This window comes from Catenuloplanes japonicus, from assembly GCF_000717135.1.
GTDB lineage: Bacteria > Actinomycetota > Actinomycetes > Mycobacteriales > Micromonosporaceae > Catenuloplanes > Catenuloplanes japonicus.
The window spans coordinates 1-16106 of the sequence record NZ_JNXY01000035.1 but is presented as its reverse complement, the minus strand read 5'-3'; the positions used below and the strand labels follow the sequence as shown (position 1 = coordinate 16106).

The 16106-nt window shown below is 74.9% G+C and carries 16 protein-coding genes; 5 read left to right on the top strand and 11 right to left on the bottom strand.

Annotation, left to right across the window (positions count from 1 at the left end):
- Positions 1–3: 3 nt before the first annotated feature.
- The 4 genes from OP04_RS50595 to OP04_RS50590 all read right to left on the bottom strand — a co-directional run bounded on the left by OP04_RS50595 (position 4) and on the right by OP04_RS50590 (position 4087).
- Complete coding sequence (locus OP04_RS50595) at positions 4–657, bottom strand: hypothetical protein (protein ID WP_157240976.1); 654 nt, start codon at positions 655–657, stop codon at positions 4–6.
- 244 nt (positions 658–901) lie between these two features.
- Positions 902–1642: a phosphotransferase family protein gene (locus OP04_RS39310; protein ID WP_232323910.1), complete on the bottom strand. Its 741-nt coding sequence runs from the start codon at positions 1640–1642 to the stop codon at positions 902–904.
- Positions 1643–1700: 58 nt separating this feature from the next.
- Entirely contained in the window at positions 1701–2192 is a 492-nt protein-coding gene (locus OP04_RS39305; protein ID WP_157240974.1) for a hypothetical protein, read from the bottom strand.
- 137 nt (positions 2193–2329) lie between these two features.
- A complete protein-coding gene (locus OP04_RS50590; protein ID WP_157240972.1) occupies positions 2330–4087 on the bottom strand; it encodes a CATRA conflict system CASPASE/TPR repeat-associated protein in 1758 nt (585 codons plus the stop codon).
- Between the two features lie 186 nt (positions 4088–4273).
- On the opposite strand from OP04_RS50590, the gene OP04_RS39295 reads away from it, so the two are divergent.
- The 3 genes from OP04_RS39295 to OP04_RS54025 all read left to right on the top strand — a co-directional run bounded on the left by OP04_RS39295 (position 4274) and on the right by OP04_RS54025 (position 6865).
- Entirely contained in the window at positions 4274–4759 is a 486-nt protein-coding gene (locus OP04_RS39295; RefSeq protein ID WP_085067132.1) for a Pycsar system effector family protein, read from the top strand.
- A 29-nt stretch (positions 4760–4788) separates the two neighbouring features.
- The gene (locus OP04_RS39290) at positions 4789–5469 is read left to right on the top strand and encodes a Crp/Fnr family transcriptional regulator (protein WP_033345077.1); all 681 of its coding nucleotides are present in this window, start codon (positions 4789–4791) and stop codon (positions 5467–5469) included.
- A 112-nt stretch (positions 5470–5581) separates the two neighbouring features.
- Complete coding sequence (locus tag OP04_RS54025) at positions 5582–6865, top strand: helix-turn-helix transcriptional regulator (RefSeq protein ID WP_198154142.1); 1284 nt, start codon at positions 5582–5584, stop codon at positions 6863–6865.
- A 111-nt stretch (positions 6866–6976) separates the two neighbouring features.
- Here OP04_RS54025 and OP04_RS39280 read toward each other — a convergent pair whose 3' ends face one another.
- The 7 genes from OP04_RS39280 to OP04_RS39250 are packed head-to-tail and all read right to left on the bottom strand — an operon-like array spanning position 6977 to position 13552.
- Positions 6977–7609 (bottom strand): isochorismatase family protein, encoded by a 633-nt coding sequence (locus OP04_RS39280; protein WP_033345075.1) that lies wholly within the window; start codon positions 7607–7609, stop codon positions 6977–6979.
- A 15-nt stretch (positions 7610–7624) separates the two neighbouring features.
- Positions 7625–8398, bottom strand: coding sequence for an SDR family oxidoreductase (locus tag OP04_RS39275; RefSeq protein ID WP_232323909.1), 774 nt, complete (start codon positions 8396–8398; stop codon positions 7625–7627).
- On the bottom strand, positions 8395–9549 hold the full coding sequence (locus OP04_RS39270; RefSeq protein WP_033345074.1) for an FAD-dependent monooxygenase: 1155 nt from the start codon (positions 9547–9549) through the stop codon (positions 8395–8397). Before OP04_RS39270 ends, OP04_RS39275 begins: the two co-directional genes overlap by 4 nt.
- A gap of 8 nt (positions 9550–9557) precedes the next feature.
- Positions 9558–10832, bottom strand: a complete 1275-nt coding sequence (locus OP04_RS39265; RefSeq protein WP_033345073.1) for a phenylacetate--CoA ligase family protein — start codon at positions 10830–10832, stop codon at positions 9558–9560.
- Positions 10825–11583, bottom strand: a complete 759-nt coding sequence (locus OP04_RS39260) for an amidohydrolase family protein (protein ID WP_033345072.1) — start codon at positions 11581–11583, stop codon at positions 10825–10827. The genes OP04_RS39265 and OP04_RS39260 overlap by 8 nt, the downstream gene beginning before the upstream one ends.
- Positions 11580–12713, bottom strand: a complete 1134-nt coding sequence (locus OP04_RS39255) for a 3-dehydroquinate synthase II family protein (protein WP_232323908.1) — start codon at positions 12711–12713, stop codon at positions 11580–11582. The genes OP04_RS39260 and OP04_RS39255 overlap by 4 nt, the downstream gene beginning before the upstream one ends.
- Positions 12714–12724: 11 nt before the next feature.
- Positions 12725–13552, bottom strand: a complete 828-nt coding sequence (locus tag OP04_RS39250; protein WP_232323907.1) for a 2-amino-3,7-dideoxy-D-threo-hept-6-ulosonate synthase — start codon at positions 13550–13552, stop codon at positions 12725–12727.
- 245 nt (positions 13553–13797) lie between these two features.
- On the opposite strand from OP04_RS39250, the gene OP04_RS39245 reads away from it, so the two are divergent.
- The gene (locus OP04_RS39245; protein ID WP_408606843.1) at positions 13798–15624 is read left to right on the top strand and encodes a chorismate-binding protein; all 1827 of its coding nucleotides are present in this window, start codon (positions 13798–13800) and stop codon (positions 15622–15624) included.
- Between the two features lie 170 nt (positions 15625–15794).
- Positions 15795–16106 (top strand): ATP-binding protein (locus tag OP04_RS54020; RefSeq protein ID WP_033345070.1); only part of this gene is annotated, 312 nt, incomplete at its 3' end.

Sequence of the window (16106 nt, the reverse complement as noted above, 5' to 3'; positions counted from 1 at the left end):
GCCTCAGTTGTTGATCTGGCTGATGTAGGTACTGCTGAACGACGCCGGCGCGGTGAACTGGGTGCCGATCCTGACGTCCGCCCCGGCGGGCGTGGCCTCCGCCGGAGCCGGCGTGGCCACCGTGGGCGCGGCCTCCGGCACGGTCACCCACGCCGGGGCGCCGGCCTGCACCCTGACCTCCTGATAGGCCGTGGCGTCCAGGTGGTGGGCGACCACGTTCCGGTAGAGGTCGTCGCTGACGATCACGGCCAGGGACGCGCCCGGATCGCCCGCCAGCGTGTTCCGCGCGGCCTCCGCGCCGGCCAGCTCCGTCGCCGTGGTGAGCGCGGTCCCGGCCCACCCGCGCCCGTCGTGCGAGACGAGTCCGTGGTGGACCGCCACGCGCAGCCGCATCGCCCGTTGCCGGACCAGCCCGCCGAGCTCCCGCATGAGAGCGCCGAGCACGGTCACCGGCCCCGCACCCGGCGCGATGAGCACCGTTCCGGCGTGGTGATCCTGCCGCCGGGTGCTCTCGGGATCGATTCCGGAATTGCGCAGCGCTGTCGTGATCACCGCCACCATGGATCCGTGCTGATCCGGCGAGATGTCGTGGGAAAGCTGTCCGAAACGCTCGATCTCGAATGCGAGGATCAATGCGCCGAAAGGCTCGTGTGTCATGAGGTACGCACCTGCTCACCTGGGCTTCAGGAGAAGGATTCGCATCCTTACGGCGATTCCGGGACGAACGTCCGCAGTGTTCCGTCCCGCCGTTCCTGTCGCCATTCTTCGCCGGGTGCGCTCCGGAATGCAGCGGCTGTTAGTGGCCTTCTGGACGCTTTCCGGGCCGATGCCGGACGGACGTCCGCTCAGGAAAATGTCCATTGGGGCCGTAACCGATCCGGTGCGATACCGCGGCGCCGGATCAGCCCGGGAACAGCCAGCCCAGCGACGCGGTCGCCTTGTCCGCATAGGTGGCCTTGCCGGTCTCCAGGCCGTAGGCCAGGTCCTCCAGCGCGCCGCAGCGGGCGTAGAAGAGCGCGCGCGGGCGGGACACCTCGCCGCCGTAGGACTCCGCGGCCGCGTCCAGTGCGGCCGGGCCCAGGTCGCGGAGGATGCGGCCGAAATCGCAGGCCGGGTCCACCAGTGCGGCGTCGGACCAGTCGATGATGCCGGTGATCTCGTGGCTGTCCGGGTCCACCAGCACGTGCTCGATGCCGAGATCGTTGTGCGAGAACACCAGGTTCGCGGCCGGCGGGGGCGGCGGCGCGGCCAGGAACGCGGCGGCGGCCGGGACCGGGGTCAGCCCGGCGAGCCAGGTGGACGGCGGGTCCTCGTCGGCCGGGACCAGCGCGGAGACGCGTGCGGCGGGAATCGCGTGGAGGGCGCGCAGCAGCGTGCCGAGCCGGCGGGCGACCGGGAGTTCGTCGCCGCGCGGGAGGTCCAGCAGCGGGACGCCGGGGAGACGGCGGTAGGCGAGGAGGTGGTCGTCCGCGAAGATCACCCGGGGCGTCGGCAGCGGTGACACGTCCGCGACCAGGGACAGCAGCCGGGCCTCGGGGCCGGCCGGGGCGGGGCGCCGGCTCACCCGTACCACCACGTCGCCGTTGATCTCGTAGGCGACGTGGTCGGTGCCCTCGCCGAGCGGGCGCACGCGCGGATCCACGTGCACGACCGTAGCGGCCGCAGGCCGGAAAGGCCCGCGGCCGCTCACGAAACCCGGATCAGATGTCGCGGGTCAGAACGCCCCACGCGGTCTTCGCGCCGTCGTCATAGCTGTCCCAGGCCTCGAAGAGGTAGATCGCGGACTCCACGATCGTGGTGCCGGCCTTGCACTCCGGGCCCAGGAAACTGGCGGTGCCGCCCGGCGACCACGTCGTGGCCGGCACGGTCCACGTGTAGCCGCGCTTCCAGATCTTGGCCTCGTCGCCGGCGAACGTGGCGTCACCCTCGAACGCGTCGTTCTCCGCGGTCCGCACCGCCACCTCCCACTGCGGCAGCAGATCGAGGAACCGCTGGTGCGAGCCGGCCGGCTCCTCGCCGTAGGCGGTCGTGACGTCGACATCGCCGGTGTAGCCGTACTTCTGGACCACCCAGTCGGACTGGTCGGCGCCGCAGCCGCGATCGGCCGGCGCCGCCGAGGCCGGCGTGGCGTGGAGCGCTCCCGTCGCCAGCATCGCGCACACGAAGGCGCCGCCCAGCAGCTTCTTGGACATGGTCATCCCCTGTTCATCCGTGCAGACATTTCGGTCCAAACCGGGGTCGGGACCGACCTTACCGCCCGTTGAACTGCTAAAACACAAGATCAGGACCATCACATGGTACGGCCGGCGCGCCCCCGGCCCGCGCCGAGTCAGACGCGCGGGGACCAGAGCCAGGCGCGCCCCTGGTAAGCCTTGACCGTCACGTCGGTCTGTGTGAAGTCCGCGGGCGGAAGCTTCGGATGCCCCTCCTCGACCGTGAAGGGGTAGAGCCGGTCGGAGATCATCGCGGCGAGGAGCAGTGCCGGGTCGTCCTTCATCGCGGTCCGCACCGGGGCGCTGTCGCACAGCCGGTTCGTCTCGATCACGGTGGAGTCGGACCAGCCCAGCGCCGCGATCCGGAATCTGCCGATCGACGCGCCCATTCGCAGCCGCAGCGGGGCCGTGTAGCGGCGGCTGTCCTCGCGGAGCGCGCCCGCGGTGCCGTGCAGCAGGTCCGCGAGCGCGCGGGGCAGATCCAGGTCCGCGGGCAGGACCACGTTGATGCCGTCGCCGGTGCCCTGGTGGTCGGTGTCGGTCAGGTCCAGATGCAGATCGTCCAGGGCCTGGACGACCACGTCGGAGATGCGGCGCTGGACGAGGTCGCGACCGGCCAGGTCGTTGCCGCTGTATCCGACCGCGTCGACGGTGAAGCTCATCCGCAGCGCATGCCGGGTGGCGCGCGGGCGCGTATCCGGCTCGGTGCCTTCGGCCTGCCACCAGGAGTGCGGCCGTGCGCCTTCCCGCGCGGACTCGTGCGGCCGCCGTCCGGGCTGCGAGTCTCCGGGGGACGGTCGTCCCGGCGGCGGGTCATTGCCGGGCGGCCGTCCGGAGGCGCCGGGCGGCCGGGAAGCCCGCGCCGGTGCGGAGCGGGGCGCGGTGGAGCGCGGCGGGACACGGGACGGCGGGTCGCCGGCCCGTGGCGGGACGGCGGCGTCCGGGAGCGGGCCGAACAGGTCGTCGTCGGGCTTGCCGTCCGCGCGCAGCAGGTTCTCCACGCCGGAACGCGCGTCCTCCAGCTGCCGGGTCAGCCAGCGGCCGAACTCACGGTCGTCCGTCACCGGGTCGGGGCCGCCGTCACCACGCATCCCGGCCGCACGCGCGGCGTCGGCCAGGGCCCGCGTGGACGTGTCCGACGTCGCGTGCATGGAGTGCAGCCGCGCGAGGTCGGCGCGGAGCAGATCACGCCCCGGCCGGTCGGCGCGTAATGCGCCGATCCGCCGTTGATCGCCGGTCCAGAGCCGGTACTGGTAGCGGAGCACGGCCGCGTGCATCAGGTACCGGCCCAGCGGCGGCAGCGCGTCGTCGCCGGTCGGGCCCCAGGTGAGCGCGTCCAGATCCGCGCCGGCCACGACCAGGCGGCGTTCCCGGCGGGTGTCCTGGCGCGGCGACATCTCCCAGGCGCAGGCCTGCCGGCCGAGCCGGACCCGATCGTCCTGCCAGCCGGCGTGGGTGAGGAAGTCCGGCAGGGCGGCGCGGTCAGGCGGGAAGGACGGGTCCGCCGCGGGCATCCGGTAGATGCGGCACAGGCCGATGAGCGCGTCGACGCCGCCGGCCGCGACCGTGTCCAGCCATCGGTCCAGCTCGACCCAGCCGGCGTCGCCCACACCGGGCAGCGCGGCGGAGAGGATCAGCACGTCCCGGTCCCGCCGCAGGACCGCCCGGAACTCGTCGCGCCGCCGGGCCGCGAGCGCGCCGACGCGCCGTTCCCCGCGCCAGTCCCGCGGCTCGACCGGCAGCCCGGCGGCGAGCGGCGTGTGCATCTCGAGCACCTCGCCGCACGCGGCCCAGAGCGCCCGGAGCTGGTGCAGCGCGAGCGGCGCCGCGGGGCCGTCGAGCGGCGCGAAGGCATGCAGGACCAGTGAGGTCACGGCGTCCACTCTAGAGCGCCACCGGCCGGGTGTCCCGCCCCTCGGTGATCGTGGCGTCACTCATGTCGCGAGGACGGCGGGGCGGTGGTGCCACCGTGAGCGATATGCGTCACCAATCGGTCACTTATCGTGTGGACCACGGATTTTTAGCAGGTCCGGGGCGCGGCCCCGGCACACGATCGGGGCATGACACGGACGATGGATCAGCCACGAGAGGTGGCGTTCACCTGGCAGGTGCACGCCGGGCTCGAGGCCATGGCGGCTCGGGCGGACGCGAAGGCCGGCATCCTGCTGGCACACCAGGGCGGCGCGTTCGTCCTCGGGATCAGCGCGTGGCAGATGGGCGGCTCTCCGGCCGTCGTGCTGGCGATGCTGCTGGTGGTGGCCGCTATGGGCACGTCGATCGCGGTCGTGGCACCGGTGCTGCGTCCGAAGGGGCGGATGGTGGCGATCGGCGACCTCATCTACTTCGGTCACCTGCGGGAATGGCAGGCACAGTCGCTGGCGGAGCGGCTCGGGGAGCTGAGCGAGGACGACGAGCTCGCCATGGTCAGTCGCCAGTTGGTTACACTGAGCCGGATCAACTGGCGCAAGCATCGACTGTTGCAGATCTCGCTAAGTCTGACAGTGTCGGCGATGAGCATCGGCGCCGTGGCCGTGACGCTCCTCTAGGAAGCCCCCGCGTCCGCCGGAGGATCCCCGTGCAGCACGACTATCCGTACCCTGAATGGGGCCCCGGCACTTTCCTGGCCCAGCTCCCGCCCGGCCTCGTCGCCGAGATGATCGACATGGGGGCCCGACGCCGGTTCGAGGCCGGCCAGGTGCTGATGCGGGAGGGCGATCGCGGCACCCACGTCGAGCTGCTGCTGATCGGGTTCGTCAAGGTGACCACGATCGACACGCTGCTGGCCATCCGGATGCCGGGCGAGCTGCTCGGCGAGACCGCGGTGCTGACCGGCGCGCCCCGCAACGCGACCGTCACCGCGTGCGGGCGGGTGATCTCGGTGGTGCTGGCCCGGCCCGCGTTCGAGGGCTTCCTCCGCCGCCGGCCGGAGGCGAATCGGCTGGTCACCGCGTCCGTCGTGAGTCAGCTGCAGTTCGCGAACCGGCGGCGCACCGACTTCGGCGCGTTCCCGGCGCACATCCGGCTGGCCCGTGTGCTGGTCGAGATCGCGGAGGGCTGCGGGCGGCCCCGGCCGGACGGCGGCGTCGAGCTCGGCGTCACGCTCAGCCAGCCGGAGCTGGCCACCATGATCGGCATCGCGCAGGCCACCGTGCAGAAGGCCATGCAGGAGCTGCGCGCGCACGGCCTGATCGAGACCGGGTACCGCCGCCTGGTCGTCTGTGACCTGCCGGCGCTCCGCAAGCTCTGCGACACCTGAGCATCATTCTGGCCGGAACCCCTACTAATACACGGTTCACTCACGCGTCCGCCCTCACGATCGAGTCACACGAACCTCACGTGTGACCGGTAGCAAGGGGGGAGACGCAGAGATGAAGACAGGGATGTTCGGCCGAGAACGCGAGTACCGCGCGATCTCGGCACTGCTGCGCCGGGGCGGGGAGGGCCCGGCGCAGGTGGTGGTCGAGAGCCCGCCCGGCGGTGGCCGGAGCAGGCTGCTGGAGGAGATCGGGGCCGGCGCGCGCGCCGCGGGCCGTACCGTGCTCAGCCTGCCGCCCGGCCCGGTCGAGGTGTCCGGGCTCGCCCGGCTGCTGACCTCCGCGGCCGCCCGTCCGGCCGGCGACGGGCCGGCACCGCTGCTGATCGACGATCCGTTCTGGACCGACCCGGCCGTGGCCGGCACGCTCGCGGCCGCCTCCCGGGCCGCGCGCGTGGTGCCGATCCTGGCCCGCCGGACCGGCACCCGCCTGCCCGGCCTGGACCCGCTCGACCTGGGCCGGATCCTGCACGTGCCGCTGGCGCCGCTGGACCCGGCCGCGACCGGCGCGGTGCTGGCCGCGCTGTTCGGTGCGGAGCCCGACCCGGCGCTGCGCGAGCTCGCGCACGTGGCGGGCGGCCTGCCCGGCGCGCTGATCACGCTGGCCCGCGGCCTGCGCGACGAACAGCTGGCCGTGGTGGCGGACGGACGCGCGACGCTGCGCGACCCGAGGCTCCCGGCTGCGGTCCGCGACCGGATCCGCCGGTGCGCCGGGCTGCTCTCGCCGGGCGCGCGGCACCTGGTGCAGGTCGCCACCACGCTCGACCCGGAGTTCCAGCTGATCGACCTGGCCGAGCTGCTCGGCGGGCCGGCCGCGGCGCTGCTGCCGGCCGTCGACGAGGCGCTCACCGCCGGCCTGCTGGCCGCGCGCGGCGACCTGCTCGCGTTCCCGCACGAGCTGGTGCGGCGCGAGGTGGCCCGCACGATCCCGCAGCCGGTACGCGTGGCGCTGCACGACGGCCACGCGTGCACGGACCGGGGCGTGCCAGGCGGGTTCCGCGTGCACCGCCCGGCCGGCGGGCCCCGCACCGCGCTCGCGGACCTGCACCGCGACACCGCACGTCCCGGGCGCGCGCGCCCTCTCCCGGGGCGGACCCGGGCCGCGCTGGACACCGTGCCGGCCCGGCCGTCCGGCACACCGTGGTCCCGGCTGAGCGACCGGGAGCGTGAGGTCGCGGCGCTGGTCGCGTGCGGCCTGACCAACCAGGCGATCGCCACGAAGATCGGCCTGTCCCCGCACACCGTCAACTACCACCTGCGACAGATCTTCCGGAAGCTCGGCATCGCCTCCCGCGTCGAGCTGGCCACGCTGATCTCCGGCGACGACGGCCCGCACTGAGGCTGCGCACGACGCCGCGACCCCGCCCCCGGGTCGCGGCGCCCTTCCGCTTCCACGCGAGGCCGCGCCGGGCTCCCTCCCGCTTGCGCGAGCGTCGACGGGCGAGCCCGCCTACAACGCCCTGAGCAGCTCCTCCGTCGTCGTGACGGTGGCGAAGCGGCGGCCGGCGAACGCCAGCGCGGCCCGATGCTCCTCCGGCGTGAAGTCCGCGACCGCGTCCGCCACCAGGAACGGCGCGATGTCGTGCGCGAACGCGTCCGCGGCCGTGAACAGGCAGCCCAGGTGCGCGTACACGCCGCACACGATCAGCTGGTCCCGCCCGGCCGCGGCCAGCCGGGACGCCAGGCCGGTCCCGTGGAACGCGCTGTACCGGGTCTTGTGCACCACCACGTCCCCGGCCCGCGGCGCCAGCGCCGGCACGATGTCCCGGTCCTCCGGTGCCGCGCGCATGCCGGTGCCCCACAGGTCGTGCAGCAGCCCGCGTTCCGCCCGCGTCGCGCCGCCGGGCTGCGCGCTGTAGAACACCGGCACACCGGACGCGGCGGCCGCGTCCCGTACCCGCGCGATGTTGGTCAGCAGATCCTCGGCCGGTGAGTCGCCCGCGGGGAAGGACCGCACGAAGAATCGCTGCATGTCGTGGATGAGCAGCGCCGCGCGGCGCGGATCCGGCCGCCACCGCGGCCCGTCCGGACAAAGATCAAGATCACGCGGCATCGGGTACGGAAGGATCGCCGGAATGGGCATGCGAACTCCTGACTCTCAGGCGCGCAGCGTCGCGCCGCCGTCCACGTAGAGGTCGTGCATGGTCACGTGCCGGGCCCGGTCCGAGACCAGGAACGCCACCGCGTCCGCCACATCGGACGGCGCCGCGATCCGGCCCAGCGGGATCCCGGCCTTGAACACCGCCGGGTTCCCGGCCACGGCGTCGCCGGGCGGCATCCCGCGCAGCATCTCCGTGTCCGTGGTGCCGGGCGCGACCACGTTGCAGCGCACGCCGCGACCGGCCAGCTCCAGGCCGAGGCAGCGGGTGAAGTGCGCGGCCGCGGCCTTCGCGGCCGCGTAGGCGGCCATCCGCGCGCGGGGCACCCCGGCCGCGTTCGAGCCGACCGTGACGATCACGCCGTGGCCCCGCGCCGCCATCCGCCGGGCGACCGCGCGGCTGACCGTGAACACGCCGGTCGCGTTGACCGAGAGGACCGCGTGCCAGTCCGCGTCCGTGGTGTCCAGGACCGGCCCGGTGCGCAGCACGCCGGCCACGTTGACCAGGATCGCGATCGGCCCGTGCTGCGCCTCCACGTCCGCGACCAGGGCTTCCACCGCGTCCGGGTCGCGCACGTCCAGGATCCGGGCCGTGTGCAGGTCGGTGCCGATCACGGTGGCACCGTCCGCGGCCAGCGCCGTCACCACGGCCGCGCCGATACCGCCGGCCGCGCCGGTCACCAGCGCGATCCGGCCGGACAGAGGCCCGGCGGAGGGGCTGGCGGGAGGTCCTGCCGGTGGCTCGGCCGGAACGCCGGTCAGCGCCCCGGTCACGACGTCACCCCGGCCGTCGCGTCGTAGCCGTAGAGCCAGTCGCGGTCCGGTGGCGTGGACAGGCGGCGGTCGCGGCGGCGCTGGCGCAGGCCGTCCGGCAGGTGGTGCTCGTCCGTGGCGGTACGGATCGCCGCCGCCAGCCGGGCCGCCCGCGCGCCGCGCAGCGTCTCGTAGCGTTCCAGCGGTGCCCGGTCGTCGCCGCTCAGGCACCGGCCCAGCGTGACCGCGTCCTCCAGCGCCTGCGACGCGCCCTGCGCCATCCACGGCAGCGCCGGGTGCGCGGCGTCACCGAGCAGCACCAGCCCGCCCCGGTGACGGCGGGGCACCGGCGCGCCGGACCAGAGCGGCCACACCCGGCCCCGGCCGGCGGCCGCGGAGAGCACCGCGCGGACCGATCCGCACCACTCGGCGTACCCCATGATCAGGTTTTCGGGGTGGAGTGCGGGAGACGGTGAGGGCGCGGTGGCGACGATGTTGACCTGCTCGCCGCCGCGGACCGGGTAGCTGACGCAGTGCCGGCCCGGTCCGAGCCAGACGCGGACCCGGTGCGGGTGGACCAGGTGCGACGGCAGTTCCGCGGCCGGGACCACGGCGCGGTAGGCGACATGCCCGGAATAGCGCGGCCCCAGACCGCCGTCCTCGCCGAGCGCGGCGCGCAGCGCGGAGTGCACGCCGTCCGCGCCGATGACCAGGTCCGCCACGTGCTCGCCGCCGTCGGCGAAGCGCAGCCGGACGCCGCCGCGCCCGACCGACGCGCCGATGCAGCGGCGGCCGAGGTGCAGCCCGGCGCCGTCGACCGCGGCCAGCAGCGCGCCGGACAGGTCCGCGCGGGTGAGCGTCCAGTAGGGAGCGCCGTAGCGGGTCTCGGCGTCGTCCAGCGGCGCGCGGCCGAGCAGCGCGTTGTCCCGCCAGCGGCGCAGCTCGACCGCGTCCGGCCGGACCACGGCGCCCCGGCGCGGCACGGCGCCGAGGTCGCGGAGCGCACGGACACCGTTCGGTGACAGCTGGATGCCGAGGCCCATCCCGGACAGGCGTCCCGGGCGGTCCCGGCGGTCGAAGACGTCGCAGCGCAGTCCGGCGCGGGCCAGCGCGGCGGCCGTGGCCAGCCCGCCGATCCCGGCACCGACCACGGCGATGCGTGGATTCTGCATGATCCCCCCTAGTAGTACGACAGCGCTTTCGCCCAGTCCTCGTCCGGGCCGAACAGCCCGCGCGGCTTGACCACGTCCGGCGCCTCGGTCAGCAGCCGGCGCGGCACCAGGCCGCCGGGCGGCAGCGCGGTCACCTCGGCCGGCACGTCGTAGCGCGCGCGGACCGCCGTGATCAGCGCGTCCGCGGCACCCCGGTCGCCCTCCAGCTCCACGACCAGCCGGTCCGGCAGCGCGCGGGCCCGCCAGAACAGGACGCCGGGGAGGCCGAGGACCAGCTCCTCCAGGTCGCCCTGGGTGACGTCCGCGCCCGCGACCCGGTGCCCGGCGGCGCTGCGGCCCAGCACGCGTACGGTCGGCAGCTCCCAGCCGCACCGGCACGGCGCGTCCGAGACCTCGGCCTCGTCCTCGGTGTTGTAGCGCAGCAGCGGCATCGCCTCCCGGTACAGCGGCGTGACCACCAGCTGTCCCCGCCCGCAGGGCGTCACCGCCCCGGTCGCCGGGTCGCGGACCTCGAAGATCGCCCGGTCCGCCCACAGGTGCAGCCGTCCGGCCGGGCACTCGCCGGCCAGGCTGCCGCACTCGGTCGCGCCGTACTCCTCGACGACCGTGGTGTTCCAGATCCGGGCGATCCGGGCCCGCTTGGCCGGCCCGAGCGGCTCGCCGCCGACGAAGAGCGCGCGCAGCGCCGGGAAGTCACGCCCGGGGTCGAGCCCGGCCTCGCGCGCGGCCGCGGCCCAGAGCAGCGTGTCCGTCGGCATCGACCAGGTGAGCGTGACGCGCAGGTCGCGCAGGAGCCGGACCACGCGGGCGTACGGCATCGCGGTCGAGCGGTTGTCGGCCGGGACCACGGTCGCGCCGCACATCCGGGCCGCGGCCTGCGCCAGGTGCCCGGTGATCATCAGCGCGTACGGCGTGCGGACCAGGAACGTGTCCGTGTCCCGGATGCCGACCCACTTGCGCGCGTACCGTTCCGCCAGGTCCAGCCAGTCCTCGTCGGTGTAGTAGGACGACGACGGCGTGCCGGTCGTGCCGCTCGACTCGTGGTAGGTGGCCAGCCGGCGGCGGTCCACGGCCAGCATCCCGAACGGGTACGCGTCCCGCAGGTCCGCCTTGGTGGTCAGCGGCATCGCGGCGAGCCCGGCCCGGTCCGACGGCACGCCGCCCCGCGCGCGGTAGAACGGCGAGCGCGCGGCCGCGGCCAGCGTCTGCGGCAGTCGTGCGTCCTGCACCGCGGCCAGGCCGGCCGCGCCGGTCCAGTCGCCGAGCTCCGGGCGGTCAGACATGGCTCATCGCCGCCAGTCCGAGCACCCGGCGCGCGTTCCCGCCGGACACCGCGCGGCGCTCGGCCGCGGTGAGCCCGAGCGCGTCCAGCTTCGCGATCTCGACCCGCGGGTCCTGCAGCGGATACTCCGTGCCGAACAGCACGCGGGACGCGCCGAGCCGGCGGACCGCGAGCCGGGCCGCCAGCGTGTACGCGCCGGACGTCTCGGCCAGCACGTTCGGCAGCGGCGCGAGCCGGTGCAGCCCGTCCGTGTCCAGCCCGTTGCCGCCGCAGTGCCCGAAGACGAACGTGGTCGCCGGGCGGGACGCGGCCAGCGCGGCCAGGTCCTCCGCGCGGGCGCCGGGCCGGCCGAGGCAGACCACGTAGACCGGGTGGCCGAGGTCGGCGGCGATCCGGGCCAGCGCGGCGACGCCCGGCTCGCCGAGCGTGAAGCCGTGCACGGCCGGGGAGATCTCCAGGCCGTGGAACCCGGCGGCGGCGCTGCGGTACTCCTCCGGGCCGCGGCGCGGGTCCGCGAAGAAGAACGGGATCAGGCGTCCGCCGGAGGCGAGGCAGGCACGGCGTACCCCCTCGTTGTCCGCTCTGGCCGCGCTGCGGCCGCCCACACTGAGCTGGCGGGCCAGCCGGTCGATGCCGAGCACACCCCCGGCGCTGACCGCGGCCGCGGTGATCCCGGCCCGGTCCATGGCCGCCAGCAGCGCGGCCGGCTCGCCGGGGCCGGGGGACAGGCGCGCGTGGAAGTCGACGATCATTGCTCGACACACGTCTCGTCGATCGGGTAGCCCACGTGCCGGTCCGCGTCCGGCAGGCAGCCCAGGATCTCGTCGCCGGGGCGCAGCGCGGTCGAGTTGAGCACGGTGCCGCCGGGGCCGAGCACGCGCACGTGCCAGTCGTCCTGCACGATCAGGTTGACGGTCTCACCGCCGGGCGCGACCGCGTCGATCGCGAGCAGCGGCCGCGTCTCGATCTTGATGCGGCCGACCGTGACCGAGCGGGTCCGCCCGTCCGCGCCGACCGCGAGCACCCGGTCACCGGCCCGCAGCTCGCTCAGGTAGGCGGTCCGCTCGCCGGAGACCAGCGTGTACGACATGATCGCGCCCGCGTTCACCCGGAACGGCCGGGTCGGCATGTACGGCAACGGGTGCGTCTCGCTGGCACACAGCACCAGGCCGCGCGACCGCGAGCCGATCAGGATCCCCTCGTCCGGCAGCAGCATCGTGCAGGTGTCCACACACGCCCGCTCGCCGGTCCCGGCGTGCCGCACGGCCGTGACCCGCAGCGGGACCAGGCTCAGGTCCGGCGTGACCGCCCGCAGCGCGGCCCGCAGCCCGGTCGCGTCGCCGACCCGGGCCGGGGCCATCAGCACGCCGTGCGGGCCGTGCTCCAGCACCGCGTCCTGCACGGCCGCGTCCTGCGGGTCGGCCGCGACGGTCACGATCGTGCCGGTGGCGCCCGCGGCGGAGGCCAGCACGATCTCCAGCGGGATGTAGGTCGGGTCGGCGAAGCACAGCACGGTGTAGGCGTCCCGGGCCGCGCTCTCGCACGCGATCGCCAGCGTCTCCGGGCCGGTGACCTCGATGTAGCGGCCGTGGCGCGGGCCGATCCGCGGCGGCTCGCCGGTGGTGAGCACGACATCGGCACCGGTCTCGTCGGCGGCATGCGGGTGACCGGCGTGCGGGGAGCCGGCGGTGTGCGGGGCGTCGGCGTCCGTGCCGGCGGCGGGCTCCGGGCGGAGCAGGACCCGCAGCACGGTCGGCGGCAGCGCCGCCAGCACGTCCGGGTCGTCGGAGAGGATCGCGTCCAGGCCCTGGTGCAGCGCCTCCTCGCAGATCTCCTTGGTCAGGTCACCGGTCCGGCGCACATCGAGCCAGCACTGGGTCATGGTCATCTCCTTCATCGCAGCGCCGGCATCGGCTGCCGGGCGGGGTGGTGGACGAGCGTGGCGACGGCGCGGGTCATCGCGGCCGGGTCCGCCGCCTCGAAGATCAGCCGGCCGACGGCGGCGCCCGCGGCACCGGACCGCAGTGCGGCGCCCAGGTGCTCCAGTACCGCGTGGGCGCCGCCGCCGGTCGCGCCGCCCGCGGCCAGCACCGGGATCGGGCAGGCCGCGACGATCGGGGCGATCCGCGCGGGATCGGCCGGCAGCGCGGTCTTGACCAGGTCCGCGCCGATCTCGGCCGCCAGCGTGACCGCGCGGGCGACGGCGTCCGGGTCGCGCTCGCGCACGCCCGGCCCGCGCGGGTAGATCATCGCCAGCAGCGGCAGTCCCCACCGGTCGCAGGCGTCCGCGACCGAGGCCAGGTCCGCGAGCTGCCGGGCCTCGGTCAGCGACCCGGTGTTGACGTGCACGCTCACGCCGTCCGCGCCCCGGCGCAGCGCCTCCTCGACGTGGGTGACCAGCACCTTCGCGTCCGGGTCCGGCGCGGAGACCGTGCTGGCGCTCAAGTGCACGATCAAGGACAGACCTTTGAACCAGTGGGTACGCACGTGCGGCAGCGCGCCCTTGTGGAGCACCACCGCGTCCGCGCCGTTGTCCGCGGCGGCACGCAGCAGCGGGTCCAGTCGGCCGTCCGCCACGATCGGACCGGCCCCGATCGGGTGGTCCAGCGCCACCACCAGCAGGCCCTGGTCGCCGTGCCGGTGCAGCCGTTCCCGGCGCATCCGCCGCGCGAAGGTCTCATTTACCGGCATGTTGCACCGGCCCGGGAATTGCACATCCACATTGCGTCTCCAAAGCGTCCGTTCAGCCTTTCGACGGTGACGCTAGGTGTCTGCCTGTGCGGTTCCCACTACCTCTCCGAGCAGCCCGTGGCGCGGACGAGTAGTTGTCCGCCGGAATGGCACGGTGACACCGTTTTCCCGGGCGGCCCGCAATCGACAGCAGTAAACACAAAATTGAGGGAGAGATCGTGACCGCACCATTGCGTACCGGCCCGGAGCTGCTCACCGAGGCCCGGGTCCGCGCCGTGCTGCGCGACGGAGCGCCGTCCTTCGCGGTGCTCCGACGCGGCGACGGGCCGGTGGAGGTGCTCCTCGGGGACGTGAGCGAGCACGCGCTGATCGCGGACCTGCCGCTGCCGCCGACGGACGCGCCCGGCGCCGGACCGGACCTGGTGGCGGTGCTGCCGTACCGGCAGATCACCGAGCGTGGTCTGGCCTGCGCGGACGACGGCGCGCCGCTGCTGGCCATGCCGGTCCGGGCCCATGGCGCCCTGACCTGGGACGATGCGCGGGACGCGCTGCCGGACGACGCCACCGCGCTGACCGGCGGGCACTTCGACCTGGACGACGACGCCTACGCCGACCGGGTCCGGCGTGTGATCACCGGCGCGATCGGCCGCGGCGCCGGCTCCAACGTGGTGCTCCGCCGCTGCTACCGGGCGCAGGCGCCGGACTGGTCGGCGCGGGCCGCGCTCGCGGTCCTCGGCCGGCTGCTGCGCGCCGAGACCGGCGCGTACTGGACGTTCCTGTTCCACGGCGGCGGCCGCACGCTCATCGGCGCGTCCCCGGAGTGCCACGTGCGGCTGCGGGACGGGCAGGCCGCCATGCACCCGATCAGCGGCACCTACCGCTACCCGCCGGGCGGGCCGACCGCGGCCGGGCTGCGCGCGTTCCTCACCGACCGCAAGGAGTCGGAGGAGCTGCTGATGGTCGCGGACGAGGAGCTGAAGATCATGGCGCGCGCCTGCACCGGCGGCGGGCGGCTGACCGGGCCGCGCCTGCGCCCGATGTCCCGGCTGGCCCACACCGAGTACGTGGTGGCCGGCCCGTCCCGGCTCGGCGCCCGTGACCTGCTGCGGGAGACGTTGCCCGCGCCCACGGTGACCGGCAGCCCGGTGCCCAGCGCGTGCCGGGTGATCGCGGCGCACGAGCCGGACGGGCGCGGCTACTACGCCGGCGTGATCGCGCTGGCCGGACGCGACCGTGGGCGGCGCACGCTCGACTCGGCGCTGCTCATCCGCACCGCGGACGTACGCGAGGACGGCCGGGTCGAGGTCTCCGCCGGTGCCACGCTGGTCCGGCACAGCGACCCGGCGGCCGAGGCGGCGGAGACGCGCGTCAAGGCGTCCGCCCTGCTCACGGCGTTCACCACGGCGGATCCGGCTGTGGTGAGCAGTCTTCCGGACGTCCCCGCCGGGCTGCTGGCGGCCCGGAACGCCGGGCTGTCCCGGTTCTGGCGCGGCGCGACCGTCCCGCCCGCGCCGGAGCTGGCCGGTCGCCGCGCCGTGATCGTGGACGCGGAGGACGACTTCACCGCCATGCTCGCGGTGCTGGCCCGCGCGCTCGGCGTGCAGGTCCGGGTGGTGCCGCCGGCCGCGTACCGCCCCGGCGGCGCGGACCTCGTCGTGCTCGGCCCCGGGCCCGGCGACCCGCGCGACCTCACCGACCCGCGCATCGCCCGGCTGCGCGCGCTCGCCGGCGAGCTGATCGCGTCCCGTACCCCCACGCTCGCGGTCTGCCTCGGCCACCAGGCCGTCGCGGCCACGCTCGGCCTGCCGATCCGCGCGCTGCCCCGGCCCGCGCAGGGCGTGCAGCGCGTCGTGCGGATCTTCGGACGGCCGGAGCGGGTCGGCTTCTACCACACGTTCGCCGCGCTGTCCGGTGTGGACACCGTCGGCTGCCCGCTCACCGGCGACCGGGTCCGGGTGCTCCGTGACCCGGTCAGCGGCGTCGTCCACGGGCTGGCCAAGCCCGGTCTGCGCACCGTGCAGTTCCACGTGGAGTCACTGCTCACCGAGAACGGGCCGCAAATCCTCCGCAGACTGATAAACGCGACAACCGCGATTGTGTAATGTGGCGGAACCGTTCGCCGCGCTTTTCTTCCGGACGGCGGGAGAGCGGTCGATAGTCGTGCCACCGGGGCCACCCGAATGGGTGTTCTCCACCGTGGCGGCCATCACCCACAATCGGCTGGCGAAAGCGCTGGGGGTCCGAGAGCGCTGGGGGTCCGGGACGGAGCACGATGAATGCTGACGACGACCTGATCGGCCGGGGGCCTGAGTGGACCGTGCTGGGGCGCGCGGTCACGGCCACGGCCGCCGGCACGGGGGGCTGCCTGGTGCTGACCGGGCCGGCCGGCATCGGCAAGTCGCATCTGGCGCGGGCGGCGGCGCGGGCCGGGGCGCGGGGCGGGCTGACGGTGGCGTACCGGGCCGCGATGGAGGTGGACCGGACCGCGCCGTTGATCAGTCTGGCCGGTGCGCTGGGGGAGTGCGAGCCGGTCGTGCCCGCGCTGGCGTGGCTGGGCGGGGAGACGCCGGCGCAGTCGACGCCG

Bases quoted from the DNA above. Each gene is read 5' to 3' on its own strand.
- OP04_RS50595 (WP_157240976.1), bottom strand. From the start codon at position 657: ATGACACACGAGCCTTTCGGCGCATTGATCCTCGCATTCGAGATCGAG.
- OP04_RS39305 (WP_157240974.1), bottom strand. From the start codon at position 2,192: ATGTCCAAGAAGCTGCTGGGCGGCGCCTTCGTGTGCGCGATGCTGGCG.
- OP04_RS39295 (WP_085067132.1), top strand. From the start codon at position 4,274: ATGACACGGACGATGGATCAGCCACGAGAGGTGGCGTTCACCTGGCAG.
- OP04_RS54025 (WP_198154142.1), top strand. From the start codon at position 5,582: ATGAAGACAGGGATGTTCGGCCGAGAACGCGAGTACCGCGCGATCTCG.
- OP04_RS39280 (WP_033345075.1), bottom strand. From the start codon at position 7,609: ATGCCCATTCCGGCGATCCTTCCGTACCCGATGCCGCGTGATCTTGAT.
- OP04_RS39270 (WP_033345074.1), bottom strand. From the start codon at position 9,549: ATGCAGAATCCACGCATCGCCGTGGTCGGTGCCGGGATCGGCGGGCTG.
- OP04_RS39265 (WP_033345073.1), bottom strand. From the start codon at position 10,832: ATGTCTGACCGCCCGGAGCTCGGCGACTGGACCGGCGCGGCCGGCCTG.
- OP04_RS39260 (WP_033345072.1), bottom strand. From the start codon at position 11,583: ATGATCGTCGACTTCCACGCGCGCCTGTCCCCCGGCCCCGGCGAGCCG.
- OP04_RS39255 (WP_232323908.1), bottom strand. From the start codon at position 12,713: ATGACCCAGTGCTGGCTCGATGTGCGCCGGACCGGTGACCTGACCAAG.